General features: G+C 40.0%; 13 protein-coding genes. 10 read left to right on the top strand and 3 right to left on the bottom strand.

Going from position 1 to position 13,192, the window contains the following annotated elements:
* Positions 1 to 34 precede the first annotated feature (34 nt).
* The 3 genes from AAEZ00_RS04855 to AAEZ00_RS04845 are packed head-to-tail and all read right to left on the bottom strand — an operon-like array spanning position 35 to position 3,013.
* A complete protein-coding gene (locus AAEZ00_RS04855; protein ID WP_124012505.1) occupies positions 35 to 619 on the bottom strand; it encodes a TlpA family protein disulfide reductase in 585 nt (194 codons plus the stop codon).
* Positions 612 to 1,049, bottom strand: coding sequence for a cytochrome c-type biogenesis protein (locus AAEZ00_RS04850; RefSeq protein ID WP_124012504.1), 438 nt, complete (start codon positions 1,047 to 1,049; stop codon positions 612 to 614). The genes AAEZ00_RS04855 and AAEZ00_RS04850 overlap by 8 nt, the downstream gene beginning before the upstream one ends.
* Entirely contained in the window at positions 1,046 to 3,013 is a 1,968-nt protein-coding gene (locus AAEZ00_RS04845; protein WP_233768619.1) for a heme lyase CcmF/NrfE family subunit, read from the bottom strand. Before AAEZ00_RS04845 ends, AAEZ00_RS04850 begins: the two co-directional genes overlap by 4 nt.
* 465 nt (positions 3,014 to 3,478) lie before the next feature.
* On the opposite strand from AAEZ00_RS04845, the gene AAEZ00_RS04840 reads away from it, so the two are divergent.
* The 10 genes from AAEZ00_RS04840 (at position 3,479) to AAEZ00_RS04795 (ending at position 13,160) form a co-directional block, all read left to right on the top strand.
* Entirely contained in the window at positions 3,479 to 5,503 is a 2,025-nt protein-coding gene (locus AAEZ00_RS04840) for a multiheme c-type cytochrome (protein WP_124012502.1), read from the top strand.
* Between the two features lie 86 nt (positions 5,504 to 5,589).
* Positions 5,590 to 6,021, top strand: coding sequence for a rhodanese-like domain-containing protein (locus AAEZ00_RS04835; RefSeq protein WP_124012501.1), 432 nt, complete (start codon positions 5,590 to 5,592; stop codon positions 6,019 to 6,021).
* Between the two features lie 70 nt (positions 6,022 to 6,091).
* Positions 6,092 to 6,877 carry an FKBP-type peptidyl-prolyl cis-trans isomerase gene (locus tag AAEZ00_RS04830; RefSeq protein ID WP_124012500.1) on the top strand — a complete coding sequence of 262 codons (786 nt, stop codon included), beginning with the start codon at positions 6,092 to 6,094 and terminating at the stop codon, positions 6,875 to 6,877.
* Between the two features lie 44 nt (positions 6,878 to 6,921).
* Entirely contained in the window at positions 6,922 to 7,662 is a 741-nt protein-coding gene (locus AAEZ00_RS04825; RefSeq protein WP_124012499.1) for a nitrite reductase, read from the top strand.
* Between the two features lie 69 nt (positions 7,663 to 7,731).
* Positions 7,732 to 8,439, top strand: a complete 708-nt coding sequence (locus AAEZ00_RS04820; protein WP_124012498.1) for a 4Fe-4S dicluster domain-containing protein — start codon at positions 7,732 to 7,734, stop codon at positions 8,437 to 8,439.
* Position 8,440: 1 nt separating this feature from the next.
* Positions 8,441 to 9,388: an NrfD/PsrC family molybdoenzyme membrane anchor subunit gene (nrfD, locus tag AAEZ00_RS04815; protein ID WP_124012497.1), complete on the top strand. Its 948-nt coding sequence runs from the start codon at positions 8,441 to 8,443 to the stop codon at positions 9,386 to 9,388.
* 94 nt (positions 9,389 to 9,482) lie between these two features.
* A complete protein-coding gene (locus tag AAEZ00_RS04810; protein WP_351075102.1) occupies positions 9,483 to 10,025 on the top strand; it encodes a nitrous oxide reductase accessory protein NosL in 543 nt (180 codons plus the stop codon).
* Positions 10,026 to 10,105: 80 nt separating this feature from the next.
* The gene (nosD, locus tag AAEZ00_RS04805; RefSeq protein ID WP_233768620.1) at positions 10,106 to 11,383 is read left to right on the top strand and encodes a nitrous oxide reductase family maturation protein NosD; all 1,278 of its coding nucleotides are present in this window, start codon (positions 10,106 to 10,108) and stop codon (positions 11,381 to 11,383) included.
* A gap of 13 nt (positions 11,384 to 11,396) precedes the next feature.
* A complete protein-coding gene (locus AAEZ00_RS04800; protein ID WP_124012495.1) occupies positions 11,397 to 12,299 on the top strand; it encodes an ABC transporter ATP-binding protein in 903 nt (300 codons plus the stop codon).
* A gap of 9 nt (positions 12,300 to 12,308) precedes the next feature.
* A complete protein-coding gene (locus AAEZ00_RS04795) occupies positions 12,309 to 13,160 on the top strand; it encodes an ABC transporter permease (RefSeq protein WP_124012494.1) in 852 nt (283 codons plus the stop codon).
* Positions 13,161 to 13,192: the final 32 nt, after the last annotated feature.

Raw genomic sequence — 13,192 nt, 5'->3', positions numbered from 1 at the left:
GGACAGTAGTTGAAAATCACCTTGAACTATGAAATTACAGTTTGGTGTACTTAGCAATAAGTCTATCTAAATAAGGCTGTATGTCGTCGTCTGTCCAATCAATATAACCACGAACAAAACCAACAAGATTGCCTTTTCCATCCAGAATGAAGCTGGCTGGGATTAAATCTGCAGGCATGATGTAGTCGATGTTTTTTTCAGGGTCTAGCCATGTTTCATAGCCTGTAATACCGTGCGCTTTAAAGAAAGGAGCAATTGCATTGGTATCTTCATCGATTGATATTGGTAAAAGGACAAAATCTTTGTCTTTATTTCGTTGCTGTATTTCCTGCATAGCCGGTATTTCTTTAGCACAGGGGGCGCACCATGTTGCCCATAAATTTACCATCACTAACTTGCCGTGATATTGCTGCAAATCTACCTTATTTTTCTGTTGATCCATAAAGTGTATATCAGCAATCTTTCTAGCATGATGCAGTTCAACAAAGCGCGACATTACCAGAGGTTTTTCAATAGGGTCGCCGGTTTTATAGACTCTAACATCCACAGGTGACGCAGGTGCATTTAAATGAATACTGGCGGTAAGGATTAACAGTGTTAAAGGAAGCAATTTATTCATAATTTTTCTCGTCTATTACAGATTTTTCGTTAGCTGATTGCCGTTTGTGTTGTGTCATTACCCAGCTAATACCGCCGACAATGGACAGAATAATCAACATAAAAGGTATGAGCCATAGTGCGAATGTGCCGCTATTGATGCTTGGGTTATAACGGATCCTTTCACCAAAGCGTGCCACCATAAAATCAATGATTTGCTGTTTAGATTGACCTTCATCTAATTGTTTAAAAATGTGGCCTTTCAACTCATTAGCAATTTGTGTTTGTGAGTCAAAAAGACTGCGATTATCAGAAGAAGGGCAGCGAAGCTCTTGGGCAATCTCAAAACCCAATTTGCGCTTTTCTTCTGGGCTATACATTGCGGTATCAGCGAGTACTGACGGAATGAACACACACAGTAATATTGTTATCATCATGACTCTTAAATTCATGAGATGAGTTCCTGTAAAGTGTAAGTGGATGGTAAAGTCTTTAACTGTGTGGTGGGTTGGTGATAGCGGCTTGTTAATACGATAAAAAAACCGCCAAACATCATTAATATCGCGCCAATCCAAAGCCAGCTCACCATAGGTTTATAGCTGATACGGATTAAGTATTCAGTCTCATTTAACTTGGTGCCCATTGATACATATAAATCTTGAAACGCCGTAGAGTAAACACTAGCGGCAGTGGTTTGCATGCCATTAGTTTTAAAGGTTTGACGTTGAGGATAAACATAACCCACGGTTTTTTCGTCTAAATCCATAATACGGATATTGGCTTGCAGGGCATCAAAGCTTGTTGCCGTTATCTGCTGGGTTTGCTCAAATACAAAGATATATCCGGCCAACTCTCTGCCTTGACCTGGCCCCATACTTAGGACTTCTTCTTGTTCAAAATGAGAGACAACAGTACCCGCAAGAATTGCTATTGCAATGCCAAAGTGCGCTAAGCACATGCCAAAAAAGCGGTATGATTGAGTGGTTTTTGTTTTACTTTTAAGGAGCTGATACATCGCGAGGCAAGTGCAAGCTATAATCCATATAGTGGCCAGTAAGCCAAAGAAAAACCATGCATTAGTACGCTCTGTATTGACACTGATAAGTATCACTAGTGCAACACAAACGAATAGCAAAAGCAGTGGGCGTTTTAAGCTGGATAATTTTTCTTGTTGCCAACTTATCAAAGGTGCTAATCCCATCAGGAAACTCAGGATGAAAATAATGGGCACAAAAATACTGTTGAAATAAGGTGCGCCGACTGAGATTGTGTTGTTAGTGATGACGTTATAAATAATTGGGTAGTAGCTGCCTAGTAGCACCGACAGACCAGCTACCACCAATAAGAGGTTACCAAGCAATATAAGTGTGTTTTTGGAAAAAGGACTGAACCTGTCTTCTGCAGTTATATAAGAAATACGGCTTGCAAATAACGCTAAAGCTCCACCAGATAACACCACAAGCAGAAAGAGAATTGACATACCACGGGTGGGATCAGCAGCAAAGGCATGCACAGATTGTACAACGCCAGAGCGAACGATAAAGGTGCCAAGTAAGCTAAGTGAAAAAGCCAATATCGCTAAGAATAGCGTGAATTTTTTACATTGCCCTAAGCGCTGAGTCATGGTTACTGAATGCACTAAAGCTGTCGCCACAAGCCATGGAATAAACGAGGCATTTTCTACAGGATCCCAAAACCACCAACCACCCCAGCCAAGTTCGTTATAAGCCCACCACGAACCAAACGCATTGCCACCGGTTAGAAACACCCACGCCATAATAGCCCAAGGGCGCATATATTGTGCTTGTTGTTGGGTGAATTGTTTTCCGAGCAATGCGGATACTGAACTTGCAAAGCAAACCGTTAAGCCGACATAACCGAGGAACAATAGCGGTGGGTGAATAATTAAACCGATGTTTTGTAATATTGGATTTAAGTCTCGGCCTTCAATTGGAAAGTTCGGTAGAAGCCTAACAAAGGGGTTTGATGTGAAAATGATAAATAAACTAAAACCCAAAATGACCAAGGCTAATACCGATACGGTACGGACAAAAAACGCTTCATTATTCTCTGTCTTTCTATTGGCGATTAATGCCGTCCAAAATGCAATGGCACTGACCCAGAAAAGCATTGAACCTTCATGGCTTCCCCAAACTGCGGCAATTTTATAGAAGGTGGCCAGTTGAGTATTAGAGTGGTTCGCCACATAAGCAACAGAGAAGTCATTACAGATAAAGCTAAGCGTTAGGCAGGTAACTGCAGCCATAAAGGCTAATAACATCATATTACTTAATGGACGGTAATAGCTGATTAAATATCGGTTGCCTTTATATAACCCGAATAATGGAATGGTGGCCAATAATAATGAAAGGCTTGTGGCTATGATTATCAGTAAATGTCCAATTTCTGGGATCATCTTATATATACCTAGTTATATTAATCATGTATGTAGTTAATTTTTACTCATTGGTTTTTACTCATTGAGTCGTGAAATTTGATAATTAAAAAACTTAATGAATAAAGTTAAATAAACATTATCTTTGTTGATGTTTATTTTCTGTGAGGCTGATCTTATTCGTATTTCAATTATTTTAAGATGAGAGTTTTTTATATTAACAAATATATTTTTAGATTTTTTTATAGCTAAAAAATCGGTATTTTTATATAAAAAATAATCTAAAATAAAATCCAAGTTATTGTAATTAAAGACTTTATTTTGTTTTATGTTTTGTTATTTCTGAGTCGTTTTTCTATGTGATCTTGCGCATGGTTAGCCCTGTAATTACCTTTAAAATGCCTCTTGCTCAAATTAATTATATCGTTCGCTGAACTGCCAGGTTTGGTGGAGAAAAATAGAGTAATGATGATGAGGATTGGGACAATGAAACAGGGTAAATACAAGCTAGCTGCACTCAGTGTGCTGCTTTGTCTTGGCGCTGTAGGTACTGTTAATGCAGGCGGAAAGGCAACAAGTGAAAAGTCGATGGGGCATACCGCATTAGAAGTAATTGAACATTCTAATGGTGTTGAAAAAACTAAAGGGGTTAAAACACTACAAGATTATATTGTTCAGGAAAAAGAATTATTTGATTTTCTTTTTCAAAATCACCCATTATTTAAATATCATGAAGAAGGTAATTTAATTGGTGAGTATCATGTAAGCGACCGGGGTGAAGAATATCTCGATACTGGTAATAGCCCTGTATATAGTGAAATGGTTGGTCGCCCAAGTGCGGTTCAATATCGTTTAGGCGCGAAATCAATTCTTGATTATCCAAATAAGTTTGTTGGTCCTGAAAAATGTGGTGAATGTCATGCTGTCCAATATGAAGCATGGAGCCGCTCTCGTCATGCGAAGACAATTCGTTTCCCTGGCGACCATCCAGAAGTTGATAACGATCTTAAAAAGCCAATGTATGGCACTAAAGATACGTCTATCTTAGCTGACGGTATTACGCCTGATGCCATCTATGCAACTGTCGGTACGCCTCGTACTAAATATGGTTTCATCGATAGTTACCTTGTTCGTGGCACATACCATATTCGTGATGGTTTACTTATTGAAGGCACCGGTAAAATGGTCGCTGGTGGTAACCAATTCTCACGTGGTTGGGCCGAATGGTTAACCCCTGCCATGGCGGCAAAAATCAATGCTGTTATCCCTGAGTTCCCAGCCACTAACGACGGTAAAGCTTTTGGCGCAAGTGGTTCTCATCAAATCGGCATGAGCTCATACGGAGCGAAATACGAAAAAGAAATGCTGTTCCAACCAGCAAGTTCTTATTGTGAAGTGTGCCATAGCTTCAAGTTTGATTTCCAATCTAAAGATGAATACTTTGCCGCATTAGGCGACCCTAAAAAACTACAAGAACATACTATTTCTAAAGGTATTGCCTGTGAAGAGTGTCATGGCGCTGGGGGTCACTTAGACGGTGGGAATGGCGGCGGAATGCCTTCTAACTGTGAGCGTTGTCATCAACGTTTTAATTTTGTACCTGATTTAGCTAAAACAGAGAAAGGTAAAGAGAAGTTAGAGTATGCATTTGGTGTGAAAATGAAGTCTGCATGTCCATCATGTGGTACTGAAGGTTCGCAAATGTTCGCTTCTATGCATTATGAAAAAGGCATGCGTTGTTCTACTTGTCATGATCCACATGAAGTAACAAGCAACGATTGGAAGTCTGGTTATACCAAACCAAAAATGAAGAAAGAGTGCTCTGATTGTCATGCTGCACAAGCTGAAATCGTAGAGAACACTAAGTCTCATAGCGAACAAACCTGTACAAGTTGTCATATGCCGAACATGGGTAGTTGTGAAAACTTCACTGCTATGCAGTTCCCTGACCAAGCAGGCTTCGACGCGGTGCGTAAGTCGCATATGTGGAAGATTGAAATAGATCCAACTAATAAGACTCTTAACCCGCCTGAAGGTGAGCCTCGTGTATCAAGTACTAAAGGTTGGACTGTTGCTAAAAATGCAAACGGTAATAACTACTTAGACTTAATGTGGTCATGTGCACGTACTGCAATCTCTGATGATAACGTTGTTAATGGCAAAGGTTGTCATAGTCAGTTCCAATCCGAACTCGATCCAAGCTTACATTACGAAGACCAACAAGAGATTTATGGTGAAGTGATGAAGTGGCAAACACCGATTAAAGACACCTACGCTCAGGTTGTGGTTGCACTGGATGGTATCGATAAACTGCTAGAAGTCACTAAATTATCCGTTGAAGATAAATCACAAGTACTTTTACTTACTGATAAAGCTCAAGATGCTGTAACGCTTCTTAAGAAAGACGGTTCTTGGGGGGTGCATGGTGCACGTTATAGCCAAAAACGTATCGATGCTGCGATGACATATGTCACCCAAGCTCAAGCAATTATCAATAAAAATAGTATGTAAATCAATAATGGTTTCCCGCAATAGCGGGAAGCCATTTACCGATATTCCGACATCGCTGTGATGACGAGATATGTAGAGAGAATGTAATGAAAAAACTACTTAGCACCATTTTGATTTCAGTGTCGTTGTTAGTCGTATTTAACACTCCAGTATTCGCTGGCGGCGGCGGAGAGATGACTCTTGCTCCAGTATATGACATTCAGCTTAACCCGATCTCAATGCGTGAGGCTGAGACGTTAATAGGCAAAGAGGATGTTTATTTTTTTGATGTGAACACGATGGAGTTATGGGCTGAAGGATATATTCCGGGTGCTATTTATTTCAACGTTAAAAATTGGAAAAAACTACTTCCAAAAAATAAGGATGCCGTAATGATTTTCTACTGTGCAAATCCTTTATGCACTTCCAGCGCAATGGCGGCCAGAGAAACTGTGAAAATCGGTTATACCGGCGTTAGGCATATGAGCGAGGGCATTTATGGATGGCGCTTATCAGGTAGGCCAACAGAGAAACCATAACCCTTTATTTCAGATTAATAGCTATTGGTAATTTACTGATAGGTAAAACTCAATAATGTGAGAATTCTTTATGAAAAATCTTAGCAAAAGTGCGTTAACCATTGCGACGTGTATTTCGTTAGTACTATCAGCCAGCAGTGTTGCGAGTGATGGATTGGCAAGTGATGTTGAAAAACAGTCTTATAGTATAGGCGCTTCGGTAGGTAATTATTTATCAAACCAAATTTTTAATCAAACAGAGCTAGGTGCAAAAGTCGACGTTCAAGACGTTATTGATGGAGTGATTGATGCGTTAAAAGATCAGCAAAAAATCACTGATGAGGACGTCATCACTTACTTGAATGAGCGAAGTGAATTATTGAATTTATTAAACACCCAAAAAGATGAAAAAATGGCGTTAGCAAGTCGTAAAGCTAGCGAAGATTATTTAACGAAAAACAAAGATAAATCAGGTGTAAAAGTGACAGACACCGGTTTGCAGTATGAAGTGTTAACCCTTGGTGACGGTATTAAACCTAAGGCTGAAGATGTGGTGACAGTGAAATACAAAGGTTCATTGATTGATGGCACTGTCTTTGAAGAAACCACCGAACCAGTGCGTTTTGCATTGTTAACGGCTATTGACGGTTGGGAAGAAGGTTTACGTCTAATGCCTGTTGGTTCAACTTTTCGATTCACTATTCCATCTGAGTTGGCTTACGGCGCAGAGGGCGCGGGTAATATTCCTGGTGAAACAGCCTTAGTGTTTGAGGTTGAGTTAGTTAAGTCCGAAAAACCAAGTGAAAAAGCCAAAGGAATGGGGCTGAGTGGTATGGGAATGGAAGGCATGATGAACCAATCAATAGCGGGTAAATAGCCTAGTTAACGTAACAACTTATTCAATTCAAAGAAGAGACACTTATGAATATTCTGGCCTTAGGTATTGCAATATGTCTGAGTATATTTATCGGACTCTTCTGGCTTCATCACAGTGCATACAACCGTAATTTGAGCAGTACTGTGGTGAAAAATAATAGCAGAGTGACTAAAGGTGTTAGCAAGGCTGTAAACGTTGAACTTGATGAGTTCAATGGTCTTGCTACCGCTCATTATCCTTTTGGGATGTCAGTCATCGTGTTGATCTTTTCGATATCTATTTATGCCAGTGGAGGACATTTTCAAGGTTGGGATCAGGGTAGAGTTGATGACAATGTGGATTATCTTGTCGCTGCTAACATCACGAAAGGGCGGATGCAAGTTGAGCAACAACCACAAGATGAAAGGGCACTTATGGCGTTAGCGCAGTCTTATGCCGAAGGCGGCTTATATGCTGACTCGGTCGGGACGCTAACCCAGCTTATTTCTTTGGTCGGCAACGACGCTGAACTCTTAGGGATGAAAGCAACATCAATGTATTACCGTGATACTCGCACATTCGGGCCTGAAACAAAGCAAGTGATTGATACCGCTTTGTCTATCCAAAGTGACGAGCTTCATACTCGAATGCTACTTGCAACAGACGCTTACTTAAATGGTGAGTATGCAATAGCCATCGAGCATTGGCAGATTTTACTAACAAACCAATCTCAACCTTTTAATCGACAATCTATTACTAATGCAATTATAAAAGCCGAATTTCAATTGGACGAAGTGAATCAATAATTTCGTCATTTGAATTTACAGCCGAACCAATAAATACCTGTCAGCCAATGCTGATATAGGGAGGGTGTTGTGAGTGAGAATATAGAGAGACGGAGGTTTCTAAAAGGTGTTGGGGCTGCTTCTTTAATTTGGGGACCGATGGGTTGTACCTCAGTTGAAGACGACAGTTCTAATACGAATAAACCTCATTATGTCATGGTGTTTGATCAAAACAAATGTACTGGATGTGGAGAGTGCAAGCTGGCTTGTAATACAGCAAACAACTTACCTGAGGGGAAGTCAAAGTGTTTGATGGAACATCAATCGGGTGGAGTAGAAGGTAAAGCTTGCCCACACTGTGGTAAAGACAAATGTAACTGCGAACGTAAGTTTGTACGTGTTTCTTGTCAACAGTGTAAAAATGCACCATGTGTCAGTGTATGCCCAACTGGTGCAGCACATAGAGATCCTAAAACTGGGATTGTGACCATGGATAAAAGTAAGTGTGCCGGTTGTAAATATTGTATTGGCGCCTGTCCTTATAATGCTCGTTTCATAAATGAAGATACCAATGTCGCTGATAACTGTGATTTTTGTTTAAGTAGCAAGTTATCAAAAGGCGAGTTACCAGCATGTGTACAGCTATGTAAATATGACGCATTGGTTTTTGGTGATATTAACGACCCAAACTCATATGTGAATAAATTATTGGCAGTCAAAGACTCTGTTCGTATGAAACCTCAGTTTGGTACTGAGCCGAGTTTACGTTACATACCAGTCGTTAAATTGGGGGTATAAGATGGACGGTTCAATGGAATTCACCATGGGGTTATCCAAAGGGATAGCGTGGCCATGGCCTATTGCAGTGTACTTGTTTTTAGCAGGGATCTCTGGTGGTGCTTTAGTTGTTGCGTTAGCTCTTCGGTTTATTAAATGCCAAACCGCTAACACACCTTTGTATAAAGCTGCCGCGTTAATTTCGTTCGTTACGATAAGTTTAGGTATGTTATGTCTAGTGTTAGATTTAACTAACCCTATGTTCTTCTGGCGTATTTTGGTGTTTTACAATTTAACTTCAGTAATGTCACTTGGGGTTATCGCGCTTTGTGCTTATATCCCATTAACAGCGGTGTTGTGTCTTTATGCCTTTGAAGATGACATAAAAGCTATTAAGGGGTTAAGCATACTATTGCCACTTATTAGTATGTTGAAGCCAATTCGTCGTCCATTAGAATTATTAACTTTGATTCTTGCTATGTCGGTTTGTGCATATACAGGCTTCTTAATTTCAGCACTAATTCGTTTCCCACTGATTAATACTGCAGTGTTACCTGCATTATTTATCGCATCTGGTATTTCTGCTGGTGCAGCAGCATCAAAAATGGTGTCGGTTTTAGTGTTTAAAGAAGACTTACACAGTAGTGAGTTAAAGCTGTTACACGGTGCAGAATGGCCGATCATGATTACTGAAATTTTGTTTATTGTGATGATTGCCATGTCACTTGCTACGGGTAATGAAGGTGCGCAATCTGCATTTTCTGCATTTACTAGTGGTGTATGGGCTAACTTGTTCTGGGTTGGGGTAGTTGGGGTTGGTTTCTTAGGCCCCATCTTACTTAACTTTGCCACAGGTAGAACCTTTAGCCATTCAGCCAAAGCGTTCTACTTATCAGGTGTATGTGTCATTAGTGGCATGATGTGCCTACGTTTGTTCATCTTATATGCGGGGCAAACTTACGGTATTTAATCAGTTTTGAGGGCTGCCCTTTATTAATTGACTCCCCCGCTGCTTTTAGGGGGAGCTCTTTCAATGTGATTGTTTACTGTTAAGTGTGAATTATATGAATAGAATTTATGTTTTACTGTTGTTTATCCCGATGCTATTTGCTTGCGGCCCTCAAAATGATGGGCTAACAATGCACAACTCTCAGGCTATTCACGATCATGACCGTTGTCATATGTGCGGCATGATGATCACAAAATACCCAGGACCTAAAGGTGAGGTGTTGTTAAAAAATAGTGATGTAATCCCCAAGTTTTGCTCAACTAGAGACATGTTCAATTTTATTTTACAGCCGGAGAATCAACGGCAAGTAAGCCAAGTTTATGTGCATGATATGGCAAAAACATCATGGGAAATGCCTAAAGATGATTCCTTTATTGATGGAGTAAAGGCTTGGTATGTTTATGGCTCGAATCGTAAAGGTGTTATGGGGCCTTCCGTTGGCTCATTTAGTAGTGCAGATGCAGCGCAAAATTTCGCTAATGAGTTTGGCGGTGCAGTGTTGGCATATGATGAGATCACACTCGAAGTATTAGGTGAAGGAATGTCGCACGAAAAGGGCATGTCACACAAAAAGGGCATGTCACACAAAAAAACATGAGTCATTAATGCTAGTCTCAAATAAAGTGGCTTTTTATAAGGTCACTTTCATTGGGCACTATTACGTTTGAGTAGAGTGGTATGACAATGAGACTTGCTAGTTTGTTATCTATTTTTATGGGCATACTCATTCTGCCAAGTACTGCTGCTGAAATACAGGTGAAAGATCCACTAAGCTTACAACTAAAAATTCAGCAAGCACATTCTTATGACACGTTAGTCTTGCATCCAGCCGTTTTTCAGGGGCAATTTATCATAGATAAACCGCTCATTATTATTGGTAAGCCCGGCGCAGAAATAGACGCGTTGGGTTATGGCAGTGCAATAACGATAGCAAGCTCAGATGTTAAGCTTCGATCGTTAAAAATTGTCAATTGGGGGGCAGACCAATATGAGCTAAATGCCGCAATATTAATTAACGACGGCATTAATAATGTGTTAATTGAAAATAACGAATTATGGGGTCCAAGCTTTGGTATTCGAGCAGATAATGGTGATTTTTTATCGATTAAAAACAATGTGATTACTGGTAGCAGCCAAGGACATATTTTGGACAGAGGAGATGGTATTTACTTAAAGCGGGTCGATAATGCCGTCATTCAATTCAACGAGATTAAACATGTGAGAGATGGCATTTATCTTGAGTCAGGTAAGTATAGTTTGGTGAGCGATAATTACTTTGTTAACCAGCAATATGGCTTGCACTATATGTATACCGCTCATGATGAAGCATTTAATAATTATGCTGAAGATGTTGATGGTGGTTTTGCATTAATGAGTTCTGAGAAAATCAAGTTACATCATAATCGAGTTCAATCGGCCCAACGTTTTGGTGTGTTACTGAACATGACTAATCACTCTGAAGTATCTGCAAACCGGGTCAATAAAATTGTTAATTCACATGCGAAAGTTGCGGGAAGTGAAGGCCGTGGGATGTTTATTTACGGTGCACGTGATAATGCAGTGTTTGATAATAATTTTTCCAATAGTGAGGTAGGTATTTATATGGCGATGGGCGGTGAAGGCAATAAGATTTACCGTAATCAATTTATTAATAACCAGGCTCAGGTTAAATATGTTGGTGATAGCCTCGTTGAGTGGAGTTATGAACGTCAGGGGAATTATTGGAGTCGTTTCATTGGTTGGGATCTGACGGGGAATGGTATTAGTGAGCAGGCTTATCAGCCAAGTGATCAATTAGATCGTTTGTATTGGCTTTATCCAGAAGCGCAATTTCTATTAAAAAGTCCAGTCGCGCAACTACTTCGCTGGACGCAACATCAATTTAAAATTATGCCTGAATCAGGAGTAATTGATAGTTTTCCTATGATGAGCCCCCCCCAAGTTGATAGATTATAAAGGTAATCATTATATGCAAGATACCACTGCAATTTTAGTCACTCATTTAGTTAAACAATACGGCGATTTTTTGGCCGTTGATGATATCAGTCTCACTGTTAATGCTGGAGAAACATTGGCTTTACTCGGTCATAACGGTGCAGGTAAATCTAGTTTAATCAAAATTTTGCTTGGTATTGTCCCTGCCACGTCGGGTGAAATCTCGATGTTAGGAACGGTGCTTAAAAATGAAAAGCAACACCGGAAAATTAACTTGGGTTATTTACCTGAAAATATCTCGCTTTACGAGAAGTTAACCGGAAAAGAAGTACTGGAATATTTTGCTTCATTAAAGGGTGTTGCTAAAAATCAGGTGGTTAAGGTGCTCGAAGAGTTTGGTTTGGGTCAGGTGCAGAATAAGCCTGTTAGAACCTATTCAAAAGGCATGAAGCAACGCTTAGGCTTTGCACAGGCCATTTTGTCTGAGCCTGATATTTTACTACTTGATGAGCCTACAGTCGGGCTTGATCCTCAAGCGTCGCTATTTATGTATCAAAAAATTGCCGAACTTAAACGGCAAGGCTGCGCTATTGTTGTGTGCACTCATGAGCTCGCAGTGGTTGAAGGTAATATCGATCGTGCATTTATTATGGCCAATGGTAAAAAGCTAGCAAGTGGCCGGTTAGAGGAGTTACGTCAAGCCGCGGATCTTAAGGTGCATTTTACAGGCGATGATATCCTTGATGCCATTGCCCATGATGATTTTCTATCAAGATTAGCAACCAATAATCAGTTATGGGTTCATCAAGTTGATAAGCCGAGGATTATTAAGTACCTCACTTCACATCGTGGGGCCTATAACTTTTCAATTGAAGAGCCTGATTTAAGTGATATTTATCATCACTTCATGAATCTTCATCAACACAAAGCGGCATAAGGGGCTGTGATGTTTACAGCGGTTTTGGCCATTGCATTAAAAGAAATAAAAGATAACTTTCGAAATCGATGGTTTTTATTTATTGGCTTAATGCTGACATGTTTATCACTGCTTATCACTTTTGCGGGTTCCGCCGTATCAGGTGAATTAGTTGTGGCTGATTTACCATTACTCATGACCAGTTTGAGTTCAATGTGCGTGTATATTTTACCATTGACCGCAATATTACTGAGTTACGATAGCTTTATTGGTGAGGAAGAGTCAGGCACTTTGTTGCTACTATTGTCTTATCCGGTTACACGTTTACACATCATATTAGGTAAGTTACTCGGCCATCTTTGGGTGTTCAGTTGTACGATTGGTTGGGCTTTTTTTCTGACAGCCATTTTAGTGTGGACGTTGACTGCCTTCCCGATACAAGAAGTCGTAGTGGCCTTTATTCACTTAATACTGAGCAGTATATTGCTAACGGTATGCTTTGTGTTGTTGGGTTATATAGTGAGTTTGTTGGTGGTTGAGAAAGCCAAAGCGATAGCGGTGCTGTTATTTCTGTGGGTAATGATTGTGCTGGTATACGATCTTGTTTTGCTCACATTCATGGTGGCTGATTTACAGGGCTTTTCAAATGCGATTTTTCAGGTATTGATTTTACTCAATCCTAGCGATTTATTTAGGGCAATTATGAGCGGTGTCGTATTACCAGACATACCACCTCAAGGTGATGTGGTTCAACACCGAGGCAGTAATAGCATGTTAAGTATTGCTCAGATGCCCATCGCTGGGCTTTATAGTGGCTTACTATTATGGGTATCGTTTTTACTGATCGTGGGGCAGCAAATATTTAGTCGTAAACGCTTATAAGAGCATTTCATTTGTTAAGGTGTCATCAAATC

Source organism: Shewanella sp. S1-49-MNA-CIBAN-0167 (genome assembly GCF_040310145.1).
Lineage (GTDB): Bacteria > Pseudomonadota > Gammaproteobacteria > Enterobacterales > Shewanellaceae > Shewanella > Shewanella psychromarinicola.
Note: the sequence above shows the minus strand (reverse complement) of the source record. Positions and strands in the feature narration are given on the sequence as shown.

Coding starts and splice junctions, on each gene's coding strand:
- AAEZ00_RS04855 (WP_124012505.1), bottom strand. CDS start 619: ATGAATAAATTGCTTCCTTTAACACTGTTAATCCTTACCGCCAGTATT.
- AAEZ00_RS04850 (WP_124012504.1), bottom strand. CDS start 1,049: ATGAATTTAAGAGTCATGATGATAACAATATTACTGTGTGTGTTCATT.
- AAEZ00_RS04845 (WP_233768619.1), bottom strand. CDS start 3,013: ATGATCCCAGAAATTGGACATTTACTGATAATCATAGCCACAAGCCTT.
- AAEZ00_RS04840 (WP_124012502.1), top strand. CDS start 3,479: ATGAAACAGGGTAAATACAAGCTAGCTGCACTCAGTGTGCTGCTTTGT.
- AAEZ00_RS04835 (WP_124012501.1), top strand. CDS start 5,590: ATGAAAAAACTACTTAGCACCATTTTGATTTCAGTGTCGTTGTTAGTC.
- AAEZ00_RS04830 (WP_124012500.1), top strand. CDS start 6,092: ATGAAAAATCTTAGCAAAAGTGCGTTAACCATTGCGACGTGTATTTCG.
- AAEZ00_RS04825 (WP_124012499.1), top strand. CDS start 6,922: ATGAATATTCTGGCCTTAGGTATTGCAATATGTCTGAGTATATTTATC.
- nrfD (WP_124012497.1), top strand. CDS start 8,441: ATGGACGGTTCAATGGAATTCACCATGGGGTTATCCAAAGGGATAGCG.
- AAEZ00_RS04810 (WP_351075102.1), top strand. CDS start 9,483: ATGAATAGAATTTATGTTTTACTGTTGTTTATCCCGATGCTATTTGCT.
- nosD (WP_233768620.1), top strand. CDS start 10,106: ATGACAATGAGACTTGCTAGTTTGTTATCTATTTTTATGGGCATACTC.
- AAEZ00_RS04800 (WP_124012495.1), top strand. CDS start 11,397: ATGCAAGATACCACTGCAATTTTAGTCACTCATTTAGTTAAACAATAC.
- AAEZ00_RS04795 (WP_124012494.1), top strand. CDS start 12,309: ATGTTTACAGCGGTTTTGGCCATTGCATTAAAAGAAATAAAAGATAAC.